At 65.1% G+C, this 21,721-nt stretch carries 26 protein-coding genes; 14 read left to right on the top strand and 12 right to left on the bottom strand.

Annotation, left to right across the window (positions count from 1 at the left end):
• The first annotated feature begins 67 nt into the window (after positions 1–67).
• Positions 68–676, top strand: coding sequence for a cysteine hydrolase family protein (locus tag I6F28_RS14265; RefSeq protein WP_036013669.1), 609 nt, complete (start codon positions 68–70; stop codon positions 674–676).
• A 48-nt stretch (positions 677–724) separates the two neighbouring features.
• Here the strand turns inward: I6F28_RS14265 and I6F28_RS14260 are convergent, their stop codons facing one another.
• The 6 genes from I6F28_RS14260 to I6F28_RS14235 form a co-directional block, all read right to left on the bottom strand.
• A complete protein-coding gene (locus I6F28_RS14260; protein ID WP_036013671.1) occupies positions 725–1,507 on the bottom strand; it encodes a Crp/Fnr family transcriptional regulator in 783 nt (260 codons plus the stop codon).
• Between the two features lie 128 nt (positions 1,508–1,635).
• Positions 1,636–2,790, bottom strand: coding sequence for a DUF305 domain-containing protein (locus tag I6F28_RS14255; RefSeq protein WP_225140149.1), 1,155 nt, complete (start codon positions 2,788–2,790; stop codon positions 1,636–1,638).
• Positions 2,787–2,966 carry a hypothetical protein gene (locus I6F28_RS14250; RefSeq protein WP_027575113.1) on the bottom strand — a complete coding sequence of 60 codons (180 nt, stop codon included), beginning with the start codon at positions 2,964–2,966 and terminating at the stop codon, positions 2,787–2,789. The genes I6F28_RS14255 and I6F28_RS14250 overlap by 4 nt, the downstream gene beginning before the upstream one ends.
• A gap of 162 nt (positions 2,967–3,128) precedes the next feature.
• Positions 3,129–4,733, bottom strand: a complete 1,605-nt coding sequence (locus I6F28_RS14245; RefSeq protein ID WP_225140148.1) for an alpha-amylase family glycosyl hydrolase — start codon at positions 4,731–4,733, stop codon at positions 3,129–3,131.
• Positions 4,714–5,298, bottom strand: a complete 585-nt coding sequence (locus I6F28_RS14240; RefSeq protein WP_225140147.1) for a hypothetical protein — start codon at positions 5,296–5,298, stop codon at positions 4,714–4,716. The genes I6F28_RS14245 and I6F28_RS14240 overlap by 20 nt, the downstream gene beginning before the upstream one ends.
• Before the next feature lie 11 nt (positions 5,299–5,309).
• Positions 5,310–6,485 (bottom strand): zinc-dependent alcohol dehydrogenase, encoded by a 1,176-nt coding sequence (locus tag I6F28_RS14235; RefSeq protein ID WP_036045784.1) that lies wholly within the window; start codon positions 6,483–6,485, stop codon positions 5,310–5,312.
• A gap of 164 nt (positions 6,486–6,649) precedes the next feature.
• Between I6F28_RS14235 and I6F28_RS14230 the strand changes: the two genes are divergently transcribed.
• A complete protein-coding gene (locus tag I6F28_RS14230) occupies positions 6,650–7,432 on the top strand; it encodes an SDR family NAD(P)-dependent oxidoreductase (RefSeq protein ID WP_225140146.1) in 783 nt (260 codons plus the stop codon).
• Between the two features lie 365 nt (positions 7,433–7,797).
• Here the strand turns inward: I6F28_RS14230 and I6F28_RS14225 are convergent, their stop codons facing one another.
• The gene (locus tag I6F28_RS14225) at positions 7,798–8,193 is read right to left on the bottom strand and encodes a response regulator (protein WP_225140145.1); all 396 of its coding nucleotides are present in this window, start codon (positions 8,191–8,193) and stop codon (positions 7,798–7,800) included.
• A gap of 87 nt (positions 8,194–8,280) precedes the next feature.
• On the opposite strand from I6F28_RS14225, the gene I6F28_RS14220 reads away from it, so the two are divergent.
• The 4 genes from I6F28_RS14220 to I6F28_RS14205 all read left to right on the top strand — a co-directional run bounded on the left by I6F28_RS14220 (position 8,281) and on the right by I6F28_RS14205 (position 13,703).
• The gene (locus I6F28_RS14220; protein ID WP_225114951.1) at positions 8,281–9,288 is read left to right on the top strand and encodes a chemotaxis protein CheB; all 1,008 of its coding nucleotides are present in this window, start codon (positions 8,281–8,283) and stop codon (positions 9,286–9,288) included.
• A 10-nt stretch (positions 9,289–9,298) separates the two neighbouring features.
• Positions 9,299–9,568 (top strand): hypothetical protein, encoded by a 270-nt coding sequence (locus tag I6F28_RS14215; protein WP_225114950.1) that lies wholly within the window; start codon positions 9,299–9,301, stop codon positions 9,566–9,568.
• A gap of 209 nt (positions 9,569–9,777) precedes the next feature.
• The gene (locus tag I6F28_RS14210) at positions 9,778–12,945 is read left to right on the top strand and encodes a CheR family methyltransferase (RefSeq protein ID WP_225140144.1); all 3,168 of its coding nucleotides are present in this window, start codon (positions 9,778–9,780) and stop codon (positions 12,943–12,945) included.
• Positions 12,945–13,703, top strand: coding sequence for a Crp/Fnr family transcriptional regulator (locus I6F28_RS14205; protein WP_074448014.1), 759 nt, complete (start codon positions 12,945–12,947; stop codon positions 13,701–13,703). Before I6F28_RS14210 ends, I6F28_RS14205 begins: the two co-directional genes overlap by 1 nt.
• Positions 13,704–13,774: 71 nt before the next feature.
• Here the strand turns inward: I6F28_RS14205 and I6F28_RS14200 are convergent, their stop codons facing one another.
• Positions 13,775–13,969 (bottom strand): hypothetical protein, encoded by a 195-nt coding sequence (locus I6F28_RS14200; RefSeq protein ID WP_074448013.1) that lies wholly within the window; start codon positions 13,967–13,969, stop codon positions 13,775–13,777.
• A gap of 616 nt (positions 13,970–14,585) precedes the next feature.
• Between I6F28_RS14200 and I6F28_RS14195 the strand changes: the two genes are divergently transcribed.
• On the top strand, positions 14,586–14,786 hold the full coding sequence (locus tag I6F28_RS14195; RefSeq protein WP_036025636.1) for a hypothetical protein: 201 nt from the start codon (positions 14,586–14,588) through the stop codon (positions 14,784–14,786).
• On the opposite strand, the gene I6F28_RS14190 is transcribed toward I6F28_RS14195, so the two are convergent.
• Positions 14,783–15,277 (bottom strand): hypothetical protein, encoded by a 495-nt coding sequence (locus tag I6F28_RS14190; RefSeq protein WP_225140143.1) that lies wholly within the window; start codon positions 15,275–15,277, stop codon positions 14,783–14,785. The two genes, I6F28_RS14195 and I6F28_RS14190, sit on opposite strands and share 4 nt — an antisense overlap.
• A gap of 99 nt (positions 15,278–15,376) precedes the next feature.
• On the opposite strand from I6F28_RS14190, the gene I6F28_RS14185 reads away from it, so the two are divergent.
• The 6 genes from I6F28_RS14185 to I6F28_RS14160 all read left to right on the top strand — a co-directional run bounded on the left by I6F28_RS14185 (position 15,377) and on the right by I6F28_RS14160 (position 18,454).
• A complete protein-coding gene (locus I6F28_RS14185; protein ID WP_036025634.1) occupies positions 15,377–15,586 on the top strand; it encodes a hypothetical protein in 210 nt (69 codons plus the stop codon).
• Positions 15,586–15,786, top strand: coding sequence for a hypothetical protein (locus I6F28_RS14180; protein WP_036013732.1), 201 nt, complete (start codon positions 15,586–15,588; stop codon positions 15,784–15,786). Before I6F28_RS14185 ends, I6F28_RS14180 begins: the two co-directional genes overlap by 1 nt.
• Positions 15,787–15,851: 65 nt before the next feature.
• Positions 15,852–16,928 carry a flavodoxin family protein gene (locus I6F28_RS14175; RefSeq protein ID WP_036025633.1) on the top strand — a complete coding sequence of 359 codons (1,077 nt, stop codon included), beginning with the start codon at positions 15,852–15,854 and terminating at the stop codon, positions 16,926–16,928.
• Positions 16,925–17,827 carry an NAD(P)/FAD-dependent oxidoreductase gene (locus I6F28_RS14170; protein WP_036025632.1) on the top strand — a complete coding sequence of 301 codons (903 nt, stop codon included), beginning with the start codon at positions 16,925–16,927 and terminating at the stop codon, positions 17,825–17,827. The genes I6F28_RS14175 and I6F28_RS14170 overlap by 4 nt, the downstream gene beginning before the upstream one ends.
• 98 nt (positions 17,828–17,925) lie before the next feature.
• Complete coding sequence (locus tag I6F28_RS14165) at positions 17,926–18,255, top strand: four-helix bundle copper-binding protein (RefSeq protein WP_036013740.1); 330 nt, start codon at positions 17,926–17,928, stop codon at positions 18,253–18,255.
• A 10-nt stretch (positions 18,256–18,265) separates the two neighbouring features.
• Complete coding sequence (locus I6F28_RS14160) at positions 18,266–18,454, top strand: hypothetical protein (RefSeq protein ID WP_036013742.1); 189 nt, start codon at positions 18,266–18,268, stop codon at positions 18,452–18,454.
• Positions 18,455–18,475: 21 nt separating this feature from the next.
• On the opposite strand, the gene I6F28_RS14155 is transcribed toward I6F28_RS14160, so the two are convergent.
• Positions 18,476–18,733 carry a hypothetical protein gene (locus tag I6F28_RS14155; RefSeq protein WP_036013744.1) on the bottom strand — a complete coding sequence of 86 codons (258 nt, stop codon included), beginning with the start codon at positions 18,731–18,733 and terminating at the stop codon, positions 18,476–18,478.
• A gap of 283 nt (positions 18,734–19,016) precedes the next feature.
• Here I6F28_RS14155 and I6F28_RS14150 point away from each other — a divergent pair, with 283 nt between their 5' ends.
• Positions 19,017–19,391: a hypothetical protein gene (locus I6F28_RS14150; RefSeq protein ID WP_036025631.1), complete on the top strand. Its 375-nt coding sequence runs from the start codon at positions 19,017–19,019 to the stop codon at positions 19,389–19,391.
• Between the two features lie 4 nt (positions 19,392–19,395).
• Here I6F28_RS14150 and I6F28_RS14145 read toward each other — a convergent pair whose 3' ends face one another.
• Entirely contained in the window at positions 19,396–20,736 is a 1,341-nt protein-coding gene (locus tag I6F28_RS14145) for a polysaccharide deacetylase family protein (protein WP_036025629.1), read from the bottom strand.
• A gap of 157 nt (positions 20,737–20,893) precedes the next feature.
• On the bottom strand, positions 20,894–21,685 hold the full coding sequence (locus tag I6F28_RS14140; RefSeq protein ID WP_036025627.1) for a polysaccharide deacetylase family protein: 792 nt from the start codon (positions 21,683–21,685) through the stop codon (positions 20,894–20,896).
• Positions 21,686–21,721 lie beyond the last annotated feature (36 nt).

The raw sequence follows: 21,721 nt of genomic DNA, 5'->3' as shown, positions 1-21,721 counted from the left end.
ATTCGGAACCAAAGCCCTCGCCCCGCATTCGCAACTGGTCGCCGAATGCGCTTGAAGGTGGAGGACGATGAGGGACGCTATGTCCGATGTTGCCGAGATCCGCGGCGCCGTTCACCTGTGCATCGACATGCAGAACATTTTCGCCCCCGATGGCCTTTGGGCGACGCCCTGGATGGAGCGGGTGCTGCCGACGGTCGTCTCGGTCGTTGCGCGCCACGCGGAGAGAACGATCTTCACACGCTTCATCACCCCGCAGGATCCGGAGGACCGCCCGGGGCAATGGCAGAGTTATTTCCGCCGCTGGCGCCAGGCGACGCGCAGGCATCTGCCGTCATCGGCTCTGGAGCTCGTGCCGGCCTTGGCACGTTTCGTTCCGCCGGCGGCGATGATCGACAAGCCGGCCTATTCCGCGTTCAGCAATCCCGGTCTTGCGAGCCTGCTGGTCGAGAAGAACGTCGGCACCGTCGTGATATCGGGCGCGGAGACGGACGTCTGCGTGCTCTCGACGGTCCTGAGCGCCGTCGATCTCGGCTTCAGGATCGTCCTTGTCGAGGACGCGCTGTGCAGCTCGTCCGACGTCGGCCACGACGCGCTCATGACGATGTACCGCACCCGCTTCCACGGCCAGGTCGACCTGGTGACAGCGGAAGAGCTGGCCGAGGTCTGGCGGGAGTAGGGTCCGACGTCATTGAGCCGCGCAAGGTCCTCGCGCCCACGAGGCGGATCAAGCGACCGCGACGTCGGCCGCCACCGGTCTCGCATGCGGCGGCCGAGCATCGTCCGCGCCGGACCGCATGCTCAGGTAGGTTGGGTCGAAGCCGGCGAGCCGGACCAGGCCCGGCCAGTCCGTGATGGTCAAGGTCTTGCCCTGCCATTGCAGCAAATGGCAGCGGCGCAGCTCCTGGATGGTGCGGTTGGCATGGACCGGGGAGATGCTGCAGGCTGCGGCGAGGTCGGACTGGGTGAAGGGCGAGGACAACCTGAAATCCCGGGCAAGCCCGACGGTTTGCAGCCGCACCGTGATCTCGCAGAGCAGGTGCGCCACGCGTGTCAACGCGTCCCGGCTGCCGAGGTTCACCGTCCAGTTGCGCTGGATGGCGTGATCGGCAAGCAGCATCAACAGCAAGGCGTGCGACATTGCCGGAGATCGCACCGCGAGCTCGCGAAAGAAGCGGTGCGGCACGAGCGCGACGATTGCGGAACCGAGCGCGGTCAGGTTGCCCTCGATGCGCGGGCGATACAGGCTTTGCAGGTTGGCGATGTCGCCGGGCACGCAGATCGCGGTGATCTGGCCATCTGCGCTTTCGTCATTCTGCCAGGACAGATATCCCTGGAGCACCAGGCAGCATTGCGTTGCCTCATCACCGTGCCGCAGGATGGTCTGATGCGCGCCGAAATGCGCGATGCTGCTCGGCATGTCCGCAAGCAGATCGAGATGTTCCGGGGTCAGTTCGACGAGGCTCGTCAGGCGGTCGGCCAGCCTCGAGAAAGCAAATCCTGCCTGCATTTGATCTCCGACGGCCCCCGTCGGCCCAAGTGTGGCCGATAATGACGGCGGAAAGCATTAACGTTTGATAGGTTCGTCTGGAGTATCGGCGAGGCAGCAGGCCGCTTGCCGATACAAGATCCTCACGTTCAATTGACGTTGTCGCCGAGCATGTTGCGGACGCCTGTGGTCACGGCGGCGAGGCCGCGCGTGCCGTGCATCAGCGCGATCTCGCCCTGCTGCTCGTGGCGGATGGCATGTGCCATGATGCGCAGACGAGGGTCGCCGCGGCTGTGCCACATCTGGTCGGCCATCCTGACCGCACCGCGGTGATGCCGGCTCATCGCCTCGATGAACAGCATGTCGAACTGGTCCGGCGGCGCGGTCTTGACCTGGCGCATCTCGGCTGGCGTCAGGAAGCCCGGCATCGCCGCCCGCTCCTCGGTGCTGCAATCGGGCATCTCCGTGTCGAACCAGCTCAGCCACCAATTCTCGAATATGCGGTTCTCTCCGGTCTGGCTCGCGACCATCAGCATCGCGAGCTTGCGCAGATGCGGATCCTGCGCGCGCTCGGCAGCCGTGCGTGCGAGCTCGATGCCCTGGGCATGATGGGTGGTCATGTGACGGATGTAGGCTTGGTCTTGATCCCTGTCGCGGCCCATCCACGGCGGCTCGTAACCATGACCGCCGAACAATGCGACCGCCCCAAGTAGCGCAATCACGGCCAGCGCGCCGGTGATCCACATATTCGTGAACCGCACGTCGCTGTCAGGCGCAGCCCCGCGCCTCCAGCGCAGGCGCGCGAACAGGGGATACATCACAGCGGAGGAGCCATGCACCAGCAGCCCGATCCAGTAGGGTTGTTGCAGCGTGAACAGCGGCTGCCAGAATGGAAACAGCGGCACCAGCACGAACCATTCCATGCCTGAAGAGAACGCGGCCCAGGGCAGCGCCAGCAGCAGGATCGTCATCGGCCGCAAGTCGGCCGTCCAGCGTCCGAGCACGCCGAAGAAAACCAACGCCCAGGAAAAATCGGCCCATTGGTGAAAGGCGATCCCGGCCAGGATCGCGCTCCAGGATGGCTCGGAGCTGATCGCCCAGTCGCGCGCAGGAATCGCGGCAACCGTCATCCAATCGACCGCCGCATCGCGGCCGATTCGGGCAGCGAAGAGCTGGCTGACGATTGTCGAAAACGTGCTGCTGATCAGGCCGAGTGCGGCCGCGGCAATCCAGCGCGAACGCCGCCGCTCGCCGGTGGTGCGCCGCGCCCCACTCGTGAGTGCTGGTCGCGGCTCGGCGTTCACGTCAGCTGCTTGAGCTTCTTCAGCGGATTGAGTTCGCTCGGCTTGTCCTGTTCGTCGCGCCCGCGCTCGGCCTGCGCCTTGCCGTCATCGTGCAGATCCTGGTCGCCGATGATCTCGCCGACGGCCTGCTTGGTCTTGCCGGCGATCCGCTGCTGCAGACCTTTGGTCTTGCCCATGAGCTGCCTCCGATATGTCCTGCCGTGGCTCACGCCGCTACCCCGGCGCCTGAAGGGGGCGTGGGCGCCGGGGCTGCGGTCTTGCAAATTGCCTCCGGCGGCGGGGGGAGACGCCGGAAGCCTTGATCAGACTCTTCGCGACGCGGATGGTTCCTCCTGACGTCACCGAGGTTCGAGCGCGATGATCACGCCTTCGTTGCCCCGGAGCAGGGTGGACGCATCCGGCACCGGCTCGGGCGGCCGATCCAGATGCGTCGACATCAAGAGACGGCCGCGACCTTGCCAATGGAATTTCCGCGGTTCGGCCGCGAGATTGAGCGCGACCAGAATTTCGTTACGGCCTGCCGTCCGTTTAAAGGCCAGGACATCGTTCTGCGAGCGCAGCGGCTCGTAGCCGCCCCGTTCCAGGCCGGCATGCTCGCGCCGCAGCGCCATCAGCGCGCGAAACAGAGCGAGGATCGAGCGCTCGTCGCGCTGCTGTGCGGCGACATTGGCCGCACCATCGGGCGGCTCGAGCGGCAGCCATGGGCGGCCCGTGGTGAAGCCGCCATCGGGGCTGTCATCCCATCGCATCGGTGCGCGTTCGGGATCGCGGCACAGGCCATAGCCGGGCACGAGCTTCTCGAAGGGATCGCGGACGCGGCCCTGCGGAATCGGCACGCGCTTGCGGCCGATCTCGTCGCCCATGAAGAAGAACGGCGTTCCCCGCAGCGTCATCAGCAGCATCGCAAGCACGCGCATCTGCGCCTCGCCGATCTTGCTCGCGATCCGCTGCTTGTCGTGGCCGCCGATGACCCAGACCGGCCAGCCATCGTCAGGGATGGCGTTGAGATAGGCGTCGACCGTGGCCTGCAGCGAGAGGGCGTCCCATTTGGAATCGAGCAGGGCGAAATTGAGCGGCAGATGCAGGCGCGGCCGGTCGTTGCCGTAGAAGTGGCCGATGCGGTCGGTCTTGCCCTGGACCTCGCCGCACAACATCCGTCCGGGATAGGCGTCGATCACCTCGCGGATGAACTCGATGCAATCCATCGTCTCGGGCCGATCGTCGGTGAACACCGTCGTGTGCCGCTGCGGTGGCGGCTTGCCCTCGGCGTTGGGGTTCGGCGGGTTGTCGCGCAAGAGCTGGTCCTTGATCAGGACCGCGCTGGCGTCGACGCGAAAGCCGTCGACGCCGCGGTCGAGCCAGAACCGCATGGCATCGGCGATCGCGGCGCGCACTTGCGGGTTGCGCCAGTTGAGGTCGGGCTGCTCCACCAGGAAGGAATGATAGTAATATTGCCGGCGCGCCTCGCACCATTCCCAGCCGCTGCCGCCGAACCGGCTCAGCCAGTTGTTGGGCGGCCCGCCGTTCTCGGCCGGATCGGCCCAGACGTACCAATCGGCTTTTGCGCTGTTGCGCGAGCTTGCGCTCTCGACGAACCAAGCGTGATCGTTCGCGGTGTGATTGGGGACGAGGTCGAGGATAAGCCGGATGCCCGCAGCGTGCAGCGCTTCGAGCAGGCGATTGAACTCCTCGAGGCTGCCGAAGGCGGGATCGATCGAACAATAGTCGGAGATATCATAGCCGAGGTCGCGGAAGGGGCTCTTGTAGATCGGCGTCAGCCAGACCGCGCCGACGCCGAGCCACTTCAGATAGTCGATGCGCGACAACAGCCCGGCGAGGTCGCCCTTGCCGTCGCCGTTCGAGTCCTGAAAGGAGATCGGCGCGATCTCGTAGATGACGGCGGATTCCCACCACGCGGCTTCATCACGGGACGCGTCGCTCATCACGTTGCTTCACCTCGTTTGTATTGACATGGTTTGTTTTGGCATGCGCCGCGATCTGCCTTGCCGCAGTTCGGGCGCTCTCGATGCCCTTGGGAAAGCCGCTGCGGTTCGGATAGAGCTTGCGCCGTGCATCGCGCGGCGGACGGCGCGGCTTGGTGTCCTGCGCGGCACGGTAGTCGAGCACGGCGATGCCGCCGACCATCAAGAGCGCCAGCGCGATATTGCCCTTCTTGGGATTGTCCGACGTCAGTCCGGACAGCAGCGCGGCGGCATCGAGGCCGTCGCCGCCGACGCGGGCCCACAGGCCGGCGTTCTTGTCGACCGAGAGCGACATGATTCCGGCGAGGATCTCGCGCACGCCGAAGGCGCGGACCAGCGTCTCATGGCCTTCCATGCCCAGCGTGTGCGTAACGCGCCGCGGCGCGAACAATTCGACCACGCCGAGGCCGATGCTGAACCAGCCGAGTGCGCGCGCGAGCTGGTCCGCCGGCTGCTTCAGGCTCGGTCCGCCCTCGACGATCTTGGGGTCGCCCTTGGTGCGCACGATGTTGGAGAAATGAAACATGGCTGGCTCCTTCAGGGCTTCAGCACGACCTTGACGCAGGAATCGCGCTTGTCGCGAAACACCTGGTACATCTCCGGTCCCTGGGCGAGCGGGACCGTGTGGGTGATGACGAAGGACGGGTCGATCTCGCCCTCTTCGATGCGGCGGAGCAGGTCGTCGGTCCAGCGGTTGACGTGGGTCTGGCCGGTCCGCATCGTCAGGCCCTTGTTCATGAAGGCGCCCATCGGAAGCATGTCGGACAGGCCGCTGTACACGCCTGCGACCGAGATGATGCCGCCGGGACGGCAGACATAGATCATCTCGCGCAGCACGTGGGGCCGGTCGCTCTCGGCCATCACCATCTGCTTGGCGCGGTCGAGCAGGGTGTCGGGCAGCGATGGCATCACATGCGCCTCCATGCCGACGCAATCGATGCACTTTTCCGGGCCCTTGCCGTCGGTCAGCTCCTGGAGCCGCTCCACCACGCTCTCGGTCTCGAAGTTGATCGTGGTGGCGCCGCCGGCTTCCGCCATGCTGAGCCGCTCCGGCAGGCAGTCGATCGCGATCACCTGGTTGGCGCCGAGCAGGATGGCGCTGCGGATCGCCATCTGCCCGACCGGGCCACAGCCCCAGATCGCGACCGTGTCGGTCGGCTCGATGTCGCATTGCACGGCGGCCTGCCAGCCGGTCGGGAAGATGTCGCTAAGGAACAGCAATTGCTCGTCGGGAATGCCCGGGGGCACCTTGATGTGGGTGGCGTCGGCAAAGGGCACGCGAAGGTACTCAGCCTGGCCGCCGGGATAGCCCCCGGTCAGATGCGTGTAGCCGAACAGGCCTGCCGTCGTGTGCCCGAACACCTTGTCGGCCAGGTGACGCTTGCGGTTGGTGGTCTCGCACACCGAGAAATTGCCGCGCTTGCACTGGTCGCATTCGCCGCAAATGATCGTGAACGGCACGACGATGCGGTCGCCCTTCTTCAGCTTGCCGTCGACGCCCGAGCCGACCTCGACCACTTCACCCATGGTCTCGTGACCCATGATGTCGCCGGGCAGCATGCCCGGGATGAAATTGTGAAAGAGGTGCAGGTCGGAGCCGCAGATGGCGCAGCTCGTCACCTTGATGATGGCATCACGCGGATCCTGGATCTCCGGGTCGGTGACGGTGTCGCACCGGATGTCTTCCTTGCCGTGCCAGACCAGCGCCTTCATCGTCCGTCCTCCCGGTTGCACCACGTGCCATCTAAGTCCAGGCACGAACGATGGTTGCTATCGCCGCGCGCAAATTCTTCGCACTGCGCAAATAGGAACGAGAGAGCAGGGCAGCGATTGAGCGTGATCACCTCATTCCAAGGCTCAATCACAAGGATTTGCGCATGTCCGCCAATCAGCTCGCCGTCGTCACAGGCGCCTCAACCGGTATCGGTCTGGAACTCGCAAGGTGCTGCGCGCAGGCCGGATTCAACCTCGTCGTCGCGGCCGACGAGTCCCAGATCGAGCAGGTGGCCGTCGATCTCCGGCGGCTCGGCGGCAGCGTGGAGCCGGTCGAGACCGATCTTGCGACCACCGAGGGCGTCGACAAGCTGTGCGCGGCGGTCGGCGACCGGCCGATTGACGCGTTGCTCGCCAACGCCGGCATCGGCCTCGGCAAGGCGTTCCTCGACCAGGACTTTGCCAGGGTGAAACACCTCATCGACACCAACATCACCGGCACGCTGTATCTGATCCACCGCGTCGGCAATGAGATGCTCCGCCGCAATGCCGGCCGCATCCTGATCACCGGCTCGATCGCCGGCTTCATGCCGGGCAGCTTCCAGGCCGCCTACAACGCCAGCAAGGCGTTCCTGGATTCATTCTCGTTCGCGCTGCGTGAGGAGCTGCGCGACAGCGGTGTCACCGTGACCTGCCTGATGCCGGGCGCGACCGAGACCGAGTTCTTCCGCCGCGCCGACATGATGGACACCAAGGTCGGCACCGACAAGAAGGACGGGGCCTACGATGTTGCGAAGGCCGGCTTCGATGCGATGATGCGCGGGGACGCCGATATCGTCACCGGGCTTAAGAACAAGATCCAGACCACGGTCGCGAACGTCACGCCCAACGAGATGCTGGCCAAGCAGCACCGCAAGATGGCCGAGCCGGGCACGGCAAGGTCGTAGAGCGACGCGCGCGCAATGTTGCGGAGCGCGCGAACCCTTTTGCGAAGAGAAAGCAGACCCCCGATTCACATAGCCTAATGCGCTGCGGCCCTCAAACCGTCAAATTGTACGGGCTGAAACAAGAGGGGGGCCGCTGTGGCGATGGATCGCATCGAACAAGCCTTTATCGCGACTGCCGTTACGGGTTTTCTCGTGATGATGGTCGCAATCGTCTGGATGATGTTGAGCTGAAGGTGGGGAGCTTGCCGTCTTGCGCATCGCGCTACCTTACGCCGCAGTTATCCTGTGCCTGGCGGTGACCGCGTGGCTTGCGTTCGCGCATCTATTTTGATCGTCGCCCGGCTGCGAGCTTTCAACCGCTTTGACTAGACCGGCTGCTCGGCGATGAGTCCGGTGAGCTTCCGTGCCATCGCCGCAAGATCGATCGGCTTTTCCAGGAGCGGTACGTCCTGAAATTCCGGACTGAGCGTGATCTTGTCGTACCCGGTGGTGAAAAGGAAGGGCACGTTGCGCGCTCTCAGCTCGCGGGCGATCGGAAAGATCATTTCGCTGCGGATGTTCACGTCGAGCACGGCAGCGTCCAGGACGCTGCCGTCGTGCAGGATCTTGAGCGCGTCTTCGAGATCGCCGACGGGACCGGCGATCTCGGCGCCCAGCGCGCGGAATGTCTTGCCGATGTCATCGGCGAGAAAATACTCGTCCTCGACCACGAAGATGCGGCGCCCCTTGAGCTCTGCGCGCTGATGCGACGATGTCGCCATGCTGTCTCGGCCTCCAAACGCACAGGAACATAAGCCGACGATCCGCCTTGGTGCAAAGTGCAAACGATGCAATTGGAGGCGGGTTCCATGGGCAACCGCGACATCATTGTCATCGGGGGCTCGGCCGGAGCGACCGCTCCATTGAAGCAGATTCTGGGCCGTCTGCCGGCGGATCTGCCGGCCGCCGTCTTCATCGTGCTGCACATTCCGGCGCAGGGCATCGGCATCCTCTCTACCGTGGCCGGCAGTGCCGGTCCGCTCCCGGTGCGGCAGGCCGAGAACGGCATGAAGATCGAGCCCGGCCAGATCTACCTGGGTGCGCCGGACCATCATCTTCTCGTCACGGAGGACCGCATCTTCCTCGGCCGCGGCCCGCGCGAGAACATGGTGCGGCCGGCGATCGATGCGTTGTTCCGCTCGGCCGCGCTCTATCACGGGCCGCGCGTCATCGGCGTGCTCCTGAGCGGCCTGTTGTCGGACGGCGCTTCCGGCCTCAACGCCATCAAACGCTGCGGCGGGATGGCCGTGGTGCAAGACCCCGCGGACGCGATCTCGGACGAGATGCCGCGGCGCGCCATGGAGGCGACCACGGTCGATCTCTGCGTTCCCGGCGCCACCATGGGCGACGTGCTCTCCGAGCTCGTCAGGGAGCAGGCCGGCGCCGCGCTGCCAATTCCGCCCGAGATCAGGCTCGAGGTCGAGATCGCGGCCGGTGAGCGGATCGGCAGTGACAATCTCGTCGCCATGGCTCACCCTGTCGCCCTGACCTGTCCATCCTGCGGCGGGGTGCTCTCGGAGGTCAAGAATGCCCGCCCGATGCGTTTCCGCTGCCAGGTCGGTCACGGCTTCACTGCCGATGCGCTCGCCAAGGAGCAGGAGGGGCGCGTCGATGAAGCCTTGCGGGTGGCGCTGCGGATCATCGAGGAGCGGGCGGAGCTGGTGCAACGCATGGCCGCCGATGGCCGGCGCTCCGGCCGGGCTGCCGTCGCCGAGATGTACGAGGCTCGGGCGCTCGAATACCGCGAATATGCCGACATGATCCGGCGCGTCGTGCTAAAGTCGCTCCAGCCTTCCGTAGGCAAACGGGAGGCGTGAAGGCGCGGCCATGGCCATCTCCCTTGCCGAACGCACCGCCCAGCTCGATGCCGAGCAACGCCTGCTGGTGAAGGCGGAACAGGATATCGAGAGCGGCTGGCAACGGGTTCGCAATCAGGAGGACCGGGTGCGCGAGCTCATGGCCGGCGGTCATGACACCTGCCAGGCGGAGCGGCTGGTCGACCTGCTCAAGCAGACGCTGGTCGAATGGGAACGCCACCGCACCTTGATCGAGCAGCGCGTGGCCTTTCTCCAGCGCGAGGTCAATCCGGAAGCGTAGGGCGCCCGACGTCGATCTCCCGAACTGCACCGCTCGACGCTGCACAGCAGCAGGCGGCTCTCTCGCGCTTGTCCCCTCAATCGGGCTAGCTGGGGCAAAGAGATGCCCGGGACATTTTTGCCTTTGATGTGTTGGGATAATATTGAATTCTGCTATGTGCAGGGCGGGGCGCCCATCGGGTTCCCGCCAGCCAGTGAGCCACCAGAGCCATGAGCGAAAACGGCGACCAGCCGGTCGATGCAAACCGCCAGAGCAAGACCCCGCTGATCATAGGGGTCGGCGCCTCGCCGGGCGCGCTGGATAGCATCGAGCGCTTCTTCGCCAAGATGTCGGTCGGGGCCGATCAGGCCATCGTGCTGGCGCTCCAGCACCACGAGGCGTTCGACGAGCCGCGGCTGCGCAACCTCGTGCAGAATTCCAACGGCAACAAGATCGCCGAGATCGCCGACGGCCACCCCATCGAAGGCGGCACGATCTATCTGTGTCCGCCCGCCATGATCACCACTATCCAGGGTGATCGCTTCGCAATCCGCAAGGCCGAGCAGGCGCCCGGCGAACGCGCCACGATCGACAGCTTCCTGGTCTCGCTGGCCGAGGAGCGCGCCGAGCAGTCGATCGGTGTCATCCTCGCGGGCACCGGGGGCGACGGCACGCTGGGCACCGCGACGCTGAAGGATCACGGCGGCCTCGCCATCGCAGAGAAGACCGGACATGCGGAGGAGGCCGGGCATCTCGACGGCAACACGCCCGCTGCGATTGCCGACTATGTGCTGCCGCCCGAGGATATCCCCGAGCACATCCAGGTCTATGCCCGTCACCTCAGGCGTCTGGAGGAGAAGCAGGGCTTCGACGAGGTTCTGGCGGCGGCCGCGACTTCGCTGGCGCGCATCGCCGACATCCTGCGCAACAAGACCGGCAACGATTTTCACGGCTACAAGCAGAACACCTTCCTGCGCCGGGTGCAGCGGCGCATGCAGGTAGTCCGGATCGACGACATTGCCGCCTATGTGGATTTCCTTCGCAACGACAAGGACGAAGCCCAGAATCTCTTCAACGACCTCTTGATCGGCGTCACCGAATTCTTCCGCGACAAGCGCGAGTTCGAGGTGCTGGAGACGCAGATCATTCCGAAGATCTTCGATGGCAAGGGAGGGGGCCAGCAGGTCCGCGTCTGGGTGCTCGGCTGCGCCACCGGCGAGGAGGCCTATTCGATCGGAATCCTCCTGCGCGAGCACATGGCGCGGATGGATTCCGTGCCGCAGGTCCAGATCTTCGCCACCGACATCGATGGACGGGCGCTCACGACCGCCCGCGTCGGCCGCTATCGCACCAATATCGAGGCGGATATGACCAGCGAGCGGCTGGCGCGCTGGTTCGTGCGCGAGGGCGATACCTATTGCGTGGTGAAGGAGCTGCGCGAGATGTGCATCTTCTCGCAGCACAACGTCATCAAGGATGCGCCGTTCTCCAAGCTCGATCTCGTCTCCTGCCGCAATCTGCTGATCTATCTCAATGCCGAGCTGCAGAACCGGGTGATTCCGCTGTTTCATTTCGCGCTGTTGCCGGAGCGCTATCTGTTCCTCGGCAATTCCGAGAACGTGACCCGGCATCCGAAGCTGTTCGCCCCGGTCGACCGCCGCGCCCGGATATTCAAGAAGCTCGAGACCGGAACGCGGCTGCCGCCGGAATTTCCGATCACGACCGCGGCGGGCAGGACGCCGGTCGAGGTGCCGCCGGTTCGCTCGTTCGGGCCCGACGTCGGCCTCGAGCGACGCGCGCAGCGCATCGCGGAGCGCTATGCGCCGGCCTATGTCATCACCGACGAGAATTTTCAGGTCCTGCATTTCTCCGGGCGCACCGGCCGCTACATCGAGCCGAACGCAGGCGCCGCCACGCTCGATCTGCTGCAGCTCGTGCACCGCGATCTCCGGCTGGAATTGCGTACCGCACTCAGCCGCGCGGCCGAGACCAACGAGTCCGTCCATGCCGAGCAGGTGCAACTCGGGGTGAACGGTCACCGCGTCCTGGTGGACATTACAGTCGAGCCGATCCAGGAGGGCGCCGGCGGCCACCGCAATTTCGTCGTCCTGTTCAAGGACGGCCCGGCGCGGACCATCGAGGCCGACCCCGCCAATCCCAGCGCCCTGGTGCGCACCGAGCATGTCGAGCGTCTCGAGAACGATCTGCGTGCGACCCGCGAGCGCCTTCAGGCGACCATCGAGGAGCTCGAGAGCACCAACGAGGAGCTGAAATCGTCGAACGAGGAATACCAATCGCTGAACGAGGAGTTGCAGTCGGCCAACGAGGAGCTGGAGACCTCGCGCGAGGAGCTGCAATCGGTCAACGAGGAGCTGACCACCGTCAACGGCGAGCTGGCGCACCGCGTTCAGGAGCTGACGCGCGCCACCAGCGACCTCAAGAATTTCCTCGAGAGCACGCAGATCGCCACGGTGTTCCTCGACAACGATTTGCGCGTGATGAACTTCACGCCCGCCATCACCCAGCTCCTGCATCTGGTCGAGACCGACACGGGCCGCCCGATCAGCCATATCAAGGCGCGCATCCCGATCGAGGAGCTTTACGATGACGTCCGCCGGGTGCTGCGCACGCTCGCCAGCGTCGAGCGCGAGCTGAGCGCGCCGGACAGCGGCACGCGTTATATCGTGCGCATCCTGCCATATCGCAGCATCGACAATTTCATCGCGGGTGTCGTCATGACCTTCATCGACGTCACCGCAATCACCCGCGCCGAGGAGCGGCAGCGCCTGCTGCTGGCCGAGCTCCAGCACCGGGTCCGCAACACGCTCGGCGTGGTGCGCTCGATTGCCCGCCGCTCGGCGGAAACGAGCTCGACCGTGGAGGAATACGCTTCCCATCTCGACGGGCGTCTCAATGCCTTCGCCCGCACCCAGGCGCTGGTGACGCGCGATCCCGAAGGCGGCGTCGATCTGGAATATCTCGTCGTCGAGGAGCTGGTCGCCTACAATGCCAGGGAAGGCGAGCAGATGCGGGTTTCGGGCCCCAAAATCCGTTTCCAGCCCAAGGCCGCCGAAACCTTCGCGCTCTCGATCCACGAACTCGCCACCAATGCGCTCAAGTACGGGGCACTCAGTCAGCCAAGCGGGCGCATCGAGGTCACCTGGCGCGTCGATGAGAGCACCGAGCCGGCGGAGCTGGTGTTCGAGTGGCGGGAGCGCGGCGGGCCTGCTGTCACGACAAGGCCGCGAAAAGGATTCGGAACCGAGCTTCTGGAGCGCACACTGGCGTTCGAGCTGAAGGGGCAGACCACGATGGCATTCAATTCTGCCGGGCTGCAATGCACCATCACCATCCCCTTGACAAAGCGCGCCTTCCACACACCGGTGGTGGCTGCCTGATGCCGCTGTCGACAGCCGATCGCAGCGTTTTGGAGCCGGCCATTCGTCGGCTGAGCGCGCTACGGCCGTTGTCGGCCGAGGCTCGCGCATCGCTGGAATACGCCATGCTCGAGGGCCTCCAGCGCGCCGGATCCGGCGAGGATCTGATCAGCGAGGGTGATTCCGTCGATGCCGTCCGCGTCCTGTTGTCGGGCTGGCTCGGCCGTTACAAGACGCTCGATGACGGCCGGCGCCAGATCGTCAATTTCATCTTCCCGGGCGAAAGCTGCGATGCGCATGCTTACCTGCTGTCGGAGATGGATCATTCGATCGTGGCGCTGACGCCCGTGGTCTATGCCGAGATCAAGCGCATTCGCTTCGAGAGCCTCCTGGCCAACAATCCCACGCTGTCGGAAGCGTTCTGGTGCGAGACGCTGCTCAACAATGCGATCCAGCGGGAATGGGCGATCAATCTCGGCCGTCGCGTCGCGCTGGAGCGCGTGGCGCACCTGTTCTGCGAAATCTTCGAGCGGCTTCGCCCGGTGGGAATGGTCGACGGCAATTCCTGCCTCATGCCCGTCACGCAGACGGATCTCGCCGATGCGACGGGGCTTTCGGTCGTTCACCTCAATCGGACGCTCCAGGAGCTGCGCGCGGCGAAGCTGATCGTGCTGCGCGAGCGGACGCTGACCATCCCGGACCTCGATGCGCTCAAGAACGCGGCGCTGTATTCGCCTAGCTATCTCGGGATCTACCGGGCGACTGAAGCGGTCCGTTGACGCCGTTCCGTCGCGGCCAGACGAGTCATTTCGCTGAGATGGGCCGGAACAGGATGTCGTCCTGCTCGCAATCACGCCGGTTTGGGACGCTGTCCGTCCTGCACACCAACATCGTCTTCACTCGGAAAAGGCTCGTGAGTTTTCCGGCCCAGGAACGTATCCGGTCGAGGAAGCGTCAATACCTCCAGCGATTCACGGATCGCCTTGCGAATCTGCTGCACGTGCTTCTCATCGGACTGCAACGGATAACGAGTTGGCTTCGCCATCAGGCGCTCCCCCGGTCATGCAGGCGGGAGCACCATTGGTCTCTCAGCCACCGGCGCCTACGGCAGAGCCACAGCCGGTGATGACGTGACCGTACACTGGCTGCGGCGCTTCAGCTAAGGAAATCGGGGATCTCCGGGTCAATTTCTTGTTCCAGGCCGCCGCCCGGAGTTGAGGGCGGTCCCCCCCGGGGGTTGTAACAGCTTGATCCAGGTTAATCGCCGGCGCTTTTTGAGCCGTTGGCGCGATTTGAGTAACTTATGCAAGGGCGCTCGCGCCAGCTCTGTTGCATGATGCCTGATGCCAGACGCCCTGTTTGCCCGCGCAACACGCGCTATCGAAGAGAGTCGCGCCCTCCGGGAGCAGCATAGACAAGTTGCGGGCCGCTACGGCGACACCGTGAACGATTTACGTTTGGCCATTATGGACAGCGCCATGCTTCGCTCCGAGATCAGGGCGCGCCGGGACAACGAGGAATCGTAACTCCGGTCTTTTTCCCCAAACAGGCAACCGTTCCCTTTCTGGAACGTTAGATCCTTGGCCAGGCTGTGCAGCCTGGCATCAATACCCGTCGGAACGCAACGGCGCGATCGACCTCATGCACCAGGAGGACGCCTGATGAGGACGCGACATCGATTCAAGCAAGTCGACACTCTGGAAGCGCGGCTCGCCGCCGAGGCGGAGCGGCTACGCGAACAGGCCAGCTTGCTTCCGCCCGGCGCGGCGCGCGACGAAGTCCTGCGCAAGGCGCGTCAGGCGGAAACGGGGTCTCAGATGAGCGAGTGGCTGAGGTCGCCGGGCCTGCAGCCGCCAAGCTAGCCCGGCGCGATGCGCGTCGTCAGCGCCGCTTCGCGGCCTTGCTTCGCCGATTGTACGGGGAGCGGTTGACCGGCCGCAGCGATATTCCTTCGCGTTGCGCCTTGCTGCGAATGGCCGTGACGGGGCGCTGCAGCTTGATGCTCATCACGCCGGTCGGCGTGTTGCCTTTCGCAAGCTGCTTCAGCTTGCTTACATCCGCCGCTGTCCACGGCTCGCGCGCGCGGCGCTTGTAGGCGGGATTTGCCTTGCGCGGTCCTTTGCGGCCGATCGGTGAGCCCGGTCGTTTCCATGCTGCTCTTGCCATGATGATCCTCCTTCAAGTCGTCCTTGAACATACGAATCAGCATTTCGGTTCCGGCGCGGTCCAAACCGATCGGTCCTGCGGTTGTGCTTTGCGCAAAATCGCGCAGCGTTAACTTATTGAAATGCCGGAACCGGCTGTTGCGACGGAAGCTACAATCGTTGCCGGGCCGAGCCGCCTCGACCGGCAAGCGACTTGAGTGACAAGAGAACCTGGGCCCCGGCGCCCGATCCCCCGCCGGGGCCGATTTCCTTCCAACCGAATTGTCCACGAAAGTTCAAAAGTACAAATGACCGCCAAACGTAACCGCAGGAAACAGACCCAAACGCTTCAGGAGCGGCTGGCCGCTTTCGCCGAAAGCGCCCGCGAGCGCGCCCGCAACCTGCCGCCCGGCAGGGAACGCGAGATGCTGCTGCGTCGCGCCAAGCAGAACGAAGTGACCTCGAACCTCACGGATTGGCTCAGCGCACCCGTCGCTCCAAGGCGAGGACACCTGTAGTGGCAAGTATCAAGCACTACCGTGCGTTCCAGATCGATCCGGACGGGCACGTGTTCGGATGCATCAACCTCGTCTGCGACGACGACGAGCAGGCCAAGCGCGAAGCCGCCTCGCTCGTCCTGGTGCATCGCATCGAGCTGTGGCGGCTCGATCAACGGATCGCCAAATTCGATGCGCCGCAGGAGCTTGTTCGCCAGTAAGGCTTGGGAACCGCGCGCTGGGCGCCGGGTTGGGTCGGAGGGATTCGACTTCGCCAGGAGCCAGCATGACGGACGCCGACATTCGCAAGGGGATGCCGCCCGTCAAGCTGTCGCGTGAGGAGTTCGAGCGGCGCTACAAGCGTCAGTTCGTCGATCCCGCCTATGCTCCGCTTGGGCGCGAGCTCGATGCCATCATCGCTGCGGCCTGGGACGCCTACAGCCATTCGCGCAAGGCACCGTTGACGCGGAAGGCCGGCGCAGGCTTTTCCGACCCGGACTACGATCTTGCCGTCGACTGGCTCGATGCGCGCTCAAAAATCCTGGAGGCGCAGCGTCGCCACGACGATGCCGACGAGACGCCGCGCATCCTGATCATCAACGGCTCGGCCCGCAGCGAGCACACCTGTCCCGGCGAGATGTCCAAGACCTGGCGGATGGTCAAGCTGGCCGAGCCCGTCTTCATCGAGATGGGATTTGCCGTCGACATCCTCGATCTGTCGCGCCTCGCTTCGGAATTCGGCAAAACCATTCATCCCTGCAAGTCCTGCGTCGGCACCGCCATGCCGCTGTGCCACTGGCCGTGCAGCTGCTATCCGAACTACTCGCTGGGCCAGACCCACGACTGGATGAACGAGATCTATCCGCTCTGGGTTGCCGCCCACGGCATCCTGATCGTGGCGCCCGTGAACTGGTATCACGTGCCCGCCGGTCTCAAGGCGATGATGGACCGCATGGTCTGCGCCGATGGCGGCAATCCCGATCCGACCTCGACCCACGGCAAGAACGCCGCGGAAGCCAAGGCGATCGAGCTGAAGGGCTGGCCCTATCCGCGTCATCTCGCCGGCCGCCATTTCGGCCTCGTCGTTCACGGCGATGCGGTCGGCGCCGAGGGCGTGCGACGGGCCTTGTCCGACTGGCTGACCGACATGCAGCTGATCTCGGCAGGGCGCTACGCCGAGCTCGACGGTTATGTCGGCTACGACGAGCCATACGCCACATCCCATCGTGAGCTCGACGAGGACCGCGAATTCCAGCAGGAAGTGCAGAATGCGGCGCGCGCGCTCGGCAATGCCGTCCGGCTCGCGCGAAGCGGGCGCCTCGATGAGCCCGGCGCCGGTCTTGCGGACCCGAACCCCAAATGACTGGCGCGCCACCCCTTGAATGCCTGATCGTCGGAGGCGGGCCGGCGGGACTGATGGCCGCGATCTATCTAGCGCGCTTCCGCCGCCGCGTCTGCGTCGTGGACGCCGGCGCGAGCCGGGCGGCCCTGATCCCGCGCAGCCACAATGTCCCCGGCTTCGTCCACGGCCTGTCCGGCGCGGAACTGATCGAGCGGATGTCGGCCCAGCTGAACGAGCTCGCCGTCACACGCGTGGAGGCCGAGGTCACGGCGTTGCAGCGTCACGAACACGGTTTTGAAGCGAGCTGGAATGGCCGCGGGCATGCGGCCGCCACAGTCATTCTCGCCTGCGGGATCGTCGATACCCATCCGCCGTTCGCGGAGTGGCGCGCGGCGGTCGCGGACGGACTCCTGCGCTACTGCCCGATCTGCGACGCCTTCGAGGCCACCGGCCGCCGCATTGGCGTCGTCGGGCCGCTGGATCGTGCCGCCGCAAAGGCGCTCTTTCTGCGTGGCTATGCGCGCGACGTGACGCTGCTTGCGACCGGCGCGGACGACGCGAAGGCCGCAACGTCGGAGCTGTCCGAGGCGGGCGTCGGAATCGTGTTCGCGCCCGAGCTGCGCCTGGCGCGGCGAGGCGGCGGCGTTGAAGCGGATTTCGCCGACGGACGTACCGCGCAATTCGACATCGTCTATCCTGCGATGGGCGCGGAGGTCCGCTCCCAGCTCGCGATGGCGCTGGGCGCCGACCACACTGCGGACGGTCATTTGAAGGTCGACGATCACCAGCGCACGTCGATCGCCGGGCTCTACGGAATCGGCGACGTCGTCACCGACCTGCACCAGATCTCGGTCGCGTTCGGCCACGCGGCCATCGCGGCCTGCACGATCCACAACAGCCTGCCGCCGCGATTTGCGTGATGGGGCGGCGGTGAGCCTCACAATCGACTGGAACCGGGAACGAAGCGCGTTGCCCCGCTTTGGTCGAGCGGAGCGGGGCGCGCAACTGGAGACAACCGATGGCTCAATCCGAAGACATGACCCGCTGCATCGCGCTTTGCATGAGCTGCTACCAGACATGTCTCGGCACGGCGATGAACCATTGCCTCGAGACCGGCGGCAAGCATGTTGAGCCGAAACATTTCCGCCTGATGATGGCCTGCGCCGAGATCTGCCGGACCGCCGCGCACTTCATGCTGATCAACACGCCGCATCATAAGCACACCTGCGGTGAGTGCGCCGAAATCTGCACCGAATGTGCCGAGGATTGCGCCCGGATCGGCGGCATGGACGAATGCGTCGCGACGTGCCGCTCCTGCGCCCAATCCTGCCGCGCGATGGCGGCTTGAGGAGGTGCCCATGCTGGAAGAGAAACTCAAGGAAGCGATCGTCGGCGAATTGCAGCGTCAGGCCGCCGACCGGCCGCAATCGCTGAAGGTGCAGGGCGCGGGAGACGCAGCGGCCTCCGAGGAGCTGACCGTCAACGGCAAGATCGACCTCGGCGCGCTTGTCATGGTGATCGCAGGATCGGTCGCCGGCGGGCCTTGAGCTCGATCGTCGACCGCGGCCTCAGCCATACTCCTCGCCGATGCCGTATTCCCGGTAGATCTGCAGCGGGTCGAGCTCGGGAAACAGACGGCATTTGGCCTGCGCAAGATGCAGGCTCACCGCTGCCGGCTCCTTGCCGTTCGCGAGCAGCTTGCGGATGTCCTCCATATGCGCGTTCGGCTGGTGCTTCGGTTCGAGCTGCTCCAGCGCGACCAGGGCGGTCGCGAGTGCCTCGGTCAGAACCCAGTCGTCGTGGCCCGTGATTCCCTTCTTCGACATCGGAAGAACCCCACATCTGGTGGCGGTCACAGTTTACCGCGCCTTCGGCCAAATCGCCATTGAGCCGTTGCGGGCCGTTCGCGCGCGCGAGGCCATGGGCCATGCTCCGGCTTGCCTTATGGCCGCCTCAGGCTAAAAGGCGGCTAGTTGCGGGGGCGGCAGTATCTTTGTTGAAACAAACTTGGCGTAGACGGGCCGTATCCAGGCTCGCCGTTCCGGTCTGGGTCCCGATCCCGCACGTCGCAACACCATAGGGTTGCGACCCCTCAAGGTTCGAGCCAGCATGGTTTTTCTCAGTTTCGTCTACCGCTTCCTCACCAATTTCGCCTTCATGGCGGTGGTCTATTTCAGCTTGAACTTCATGGAAAAGTATCCGAACCGGGCGATCCTGGCGATCCTGGTGCTGGTCTATGCCGCCATGCGCGCGGCCTCGACGCTGCGGGCGTTCTACTTCTTCCAGAAGATCGAGAAGCTGGAGGCCGAGACCAAGCGCCTTCAGGCTCCGATCAACGACGGTTCGGGCAGCACCACCGCGCGCAAGCAGGTGATCACCGACGTCGCGCGGCTGCGGCGGGACGGCGAGCTCAAGTCCTACATGGACCTGTTCTTCCTGGCGCTGATCGTGCTGCTCTGCGTCGCCGCCATCATTCGGCAATAGCAGATCAGGCGCGTTTTTTCAGGCTGGCGACGCGGGTCGGACGGGGCGGCACGCCCTTGGAGGCCGCGCCATTGGCCGCGGCGCTCTTCGCTGCGGTACTCTTGGGTACGATGTCGACGGGCTGCGCGGCGTGATCCGCTGCAGCCGGCGCCGCCTGGGCGGTACGCCGCCCATGCAGCTTGGCCGTCTTGCCCTTCGCGCCTCTGCCCTGTGCTGCCTTGTCCTTGGCCGGATGTGGCCTCTCGGCCGCCATGGCGAGCCGGGTCGCGGCGCGCCGCGATGAGGTCGTCGACATCAGCACCTCGACCGAGCCTTCCGGAATCGCGAACAGATCGCGACCCGGGACGGGCAGGGTGGATGCGAGGTCGATCTGGCCCTTGCTCCGGCGCGGCAGCAGCGACTGATGCTCGCCCTGCACATTGAGGTTCGCGAGCGCAGGCGCCGGCAGCGTCCTGGTCTGCGTGAACACGAAATGCGGCACGCGCGGCCAGCGCGCGATCGGCGTCGTCTCGGATGGCGGATGCATCAGCCATTCGACCGGCGTGGTCGGCGTCGCCGGCCGCTCGGGACTGGCGGGCACCACATGCACGATGCGATAGCCGCGCGCCTTGAGGTCGCGGATGATCTTGGGCAGTGCCGCCACCGTGCGGGCCTGAATGTCGTGCAGCAGCAGGATGCCCTTGCCCTTGGCCTCCAGCCGCTGGATCGCAAGCTGGTAGACGCGGTCGGACGAGACGTGCCGCCAATCGTCGGCCGGGAAGTCGGCGCTCCAGACCTGGAGGCCGCGCGAGATCAGATGGTTCTCGAGGCCCTCGGCGCGCATCAGCCCGGGAATGCGGAAGAAGGGGGCGAGCTGCGACGGATCGGTCATCGCGGCTGCGGTCCATTCGATGCCGCCATTGATCTCCGCCTCGGCCTTCTCGATCGGCATCCGGTCGAAGGTCAGCGGATGGTCCATGCTGTGCGTGCCGACGGTATGGCCCGCCGCGACCAGCTTGCGCACGCCTTCCGGATTGGCCTTGGCCTGGTTGCCGACGATGAAGAAGGTCGCCTTGATGCATTCGTCGGCGAGGATCTTGAGCACCTGGTTCGAATATTTCGGGATCGGACCATCGTCGAAGGTCAGGACGACCTCATGGTCCTTCAGCGGCAGCGTCTCGCGGTACTGCATGGTGCCGATCAGCGGATGTTCGCGCGGATCGACAACGAGGGTGCGGGAGGTGCCGAGGGCGTCGGGGTGGCCGGGACAGTCGGCTGCGAGCGCGGCCGGCGAACCGGCGGTGAGCATTCCCAGACAGAGGACGATCCACGATCGCGTCCGCAAAACAACGCTACTTCCGATCATGAACCTCGTCTGCCCCCATGCAATTTGGCGCCCTAGATAGGTCGGAGATGGCTCAAAACGGTTCAGCCGCAGCCGCTCTCATCTTCACGGGGTAGCATGAACAGAGTGTTAATTGGCCCCAAATCACCCCATTTTGCCCGGGCGTGACATTCCGGCATCAGCGCGTATCGGCGCTCTTCTGTGATGTGCCCGCCGGGACGATGTGGACCACCCGATAGTCGTTCTCCCTCAGATACCGTAGAAACGCCGGCATCATTGCGGCCGTGCGCGCCTTGTTGTCGTGGAAGAGGATGATGCCCTTTCCGCTCGCGGCGAGACGCTCGGTGACGAGCTTCAATTGCTGCTCCGGCGTCATCTCCTCCCAGTCGCTGGCCCATAAATCGGCCCCGAACACAATGATGCCGCGCGTCTGGAGCAGGTCGAGCTGCGCTTGGGTCGACTCGAAATAGGGAAAGCGGAAGAACGGCGTCGAGGGTGTCGTCGTCGAGACTCCGTGTAGCGCCATTTCGTCTGCGGCAATGCCCCGATCGATGTCGGCCATGGCCTTCTCGAACGGAATACGCCCCATGAACGGATGCGAGTAGGAGTGATGCCCGACGGTGTGGCCCTCGCGGGCGATGCGCTTGACCATGTCCGGGTGCTCGGAGGCGTGCTGGCCGATCAGGAAAAAGGTCGCGCGCACGCATTCCTGTGCCAGCGCCGCCAGCACTTTCGACGTCGTCGGCGGGTTCGGCCCGTCGTCGAAGGTCAGCACGACCTCGCGATCGGCCAGCGGCAGCGTCTGCGGAAAGCTCTTCAGGCCCACGCGCGGATAGGTCTTGGGATCGACGCTGAGGACGCGCGAGGTGCCGAGCGCGTCCTTGCGCGGGCACTCGGCGGCCTCCGTCTCGGCGGCGCCGATGACGGTCGCGGCATTGCCGATGACGGTTGCGACAAGCGCGCCCGCCATGGTCGAGGTCCACCTTAGTCGCAGCATCTTTGCCAT

The organism is Bradyrhizobium sp. NBAIM14 (assembly GCF_020193895.1).
Taxonomy (GTDB): domain Bacteria; phylum Pseudomonadota; class Alphaproteobacteria; order Rhizobiales; family Xanthobacteraceae; genus Bradyrhizobium; species Bradyrhizobium yuanmingense.
This window is presented reverse-complemented; position numbering and strand designations above follow the sequence as displayed.

Excerpts from the sequence above, each read along its gene's own strand:
- I6F28_RS14265 (WP_036013669.1), top strand. The coding sequence starts at position 68 with ATGAGGGACGCTATGTCCGATGTTGCCGAGATCCGCGGCGCCGTTCAC.
- I6F28_RS14260 (WP_036013671.1), bottom strand. The coding sequence starts at position 1,507 with ATGCAGGCAGGATTTGCTTTCTCGAGGCTGGCCGACCGCCTGACGAGC.
- I6F28_RS14250 (WP_027575113.1), bottom strand. The coding sequence starts at position 2,966 with ATGGGCAAGACCAAAGGTCTGCAGCAGCGGATCGCCGGCAAGACCAAG.
- I6F28_RS14245 (WP_225140148.1), bottom strand. The coding sequence starts at position 4,733 with ATGAGCGACGCGTCCCGTGATGAAGCCGCGTGGTGGGAATCCGCCGTC.
- I6F28_RS14240 (WP_225140147.1), bottom strand. The coding sequence starts at position 5,298 with ATGTTTCATTTCTCCAACATCGTGCGCACCAAGGGCGACCCCAAGATC.
- I6F28_RS14235 (WP_036045784.1), bottom strand. The coding sequence starts at position 6,485 with ATGAAGGCGCTGGTCTGGCACGGCAAGGAAGACATCCGGTGCGACACC.
- I6F28_RS14230 (WP_225140146.1), top strand. The coding sequence starts at position 6,650 with ATGTCCGCCAATCAGCTCGCCGTCGTCACAGGCGCCTCAACCGGTATC.
- I6F28_RS14225 (WP_225140145.1), bottom strand. The coding sequence starts at position 8,193 with ATGGCGACATCGTCGCATCAGCGCGCAGAGCTCAAGGGGCGCCGCATC.
- I6F28_RS14220 (WP_225114951.1), top strand. The coding sequence starts at position 8,281 with ATGGGCAACCGCGACATCATTGTCATCGGGGGCTCGGCCGGAGCGACC.
- I6F28_RS14215 (WP_225114950.1), top strand. The coding sequence starts at position 9,299 with ATGGCCATCTCCCTTGCCGAACGCACCGCCCAGCTCGATGCCGAGCAA.
- I6F28_RS14210 (WP_225140144.1), top strand. The coding sequence starts at position 9,778 with ATGAGCGAAAACGGCGACCAGCCGGTCGATGCAAACCGCCAGAGCAAG.
- I6F28_RS14205 (WP_074448014.1), top strand. The coding sequence starts at position 12,945 with ATGCCGCTGTCGACAGCCGATCGCAGCGTTTTGGAGCCGGCCATTCGT.
- I6F28_RS14200 (WP_074448013.1), bottom strand. The coding sequence starts at position 13,969 with ATGGCGAAGCCAACTCGTTATCCGTTGCAGTCCGATGAGAAGCACGTG.
- I6F28_RS14195 (WP_036025636.1), top strand. The coding sequence starts at position 14,586 with ATGAGGACGCGACATCGATTCAAGCAAGTCGACACTCTGGAAGCGCGG.
- I6F28_RS14185 (WP_036025634.1), top strand. The coding sequence starts at position 15,377 with ATGACCGCCAAACGTAACCGCAGGAAACAGACCCAAACGCTTCAGGAG.
- I6F28_RS14175 (WP_036025633.1), top strand. The coding sequence starts at position 15,852 with ATGACGGACGCCGACATTCGCAAGGGGATGCCGCCCGTCAAGCTGTCG.
- I6F28_RS14170 (WP_036025632.1), top strand. The coding sequence starts at position 16,925 with ATGACTGGCGCGCCACCCCTTGAATGCCTGATCGTCGGAGGCGGGCCG.
- I6F28_RS14165 (WP_036013740.1), top strand. The coding sequence starts at position 17,926 with ATGGCTCAATCCGAAGACATGACCCGCTGCATCGCGCTTTGCATGAGC.
- I6F28_RS14160 (WP_036013742.1), top strand. The coding sequence starts at position 18,266 with ATGCTGGAAGAGAAACTCAAGGAAGCGATCGTCGGCGAATTGCAGCGT.
- I6F28_RS14155 (WP_036013744.1), bottom strand. The coding sequence starts at position 18,733 with ATGTCGAAGAAGGGAATCACGGGCCACGACGACTGGGTTCTGACCGAG.
- I6F28_RS14150 (WP_036025631.1), top strand. The coding sequence starts at position 19,017 with ATGGTTTTTCTCAGTTTCGTCTACCGCTTCCTCACCAATTTCGCCTTC.
- I6F28_RS14145 (WP_036025629.1), bottom strand. The coding sequence starts at position 20,736 with ATGATCGGAAGTAGCGTTGTTTTGCGGACGCGATCGTGGATCGTCCTC.
- I6F28_RS14140 (WP_036025627.1), bottom strand. The coding sequence starts at position 21,685 with ATGGCGGGCGCGCTTGTCGCAACCGTCATCGGCAATGCCGCGACCGTC.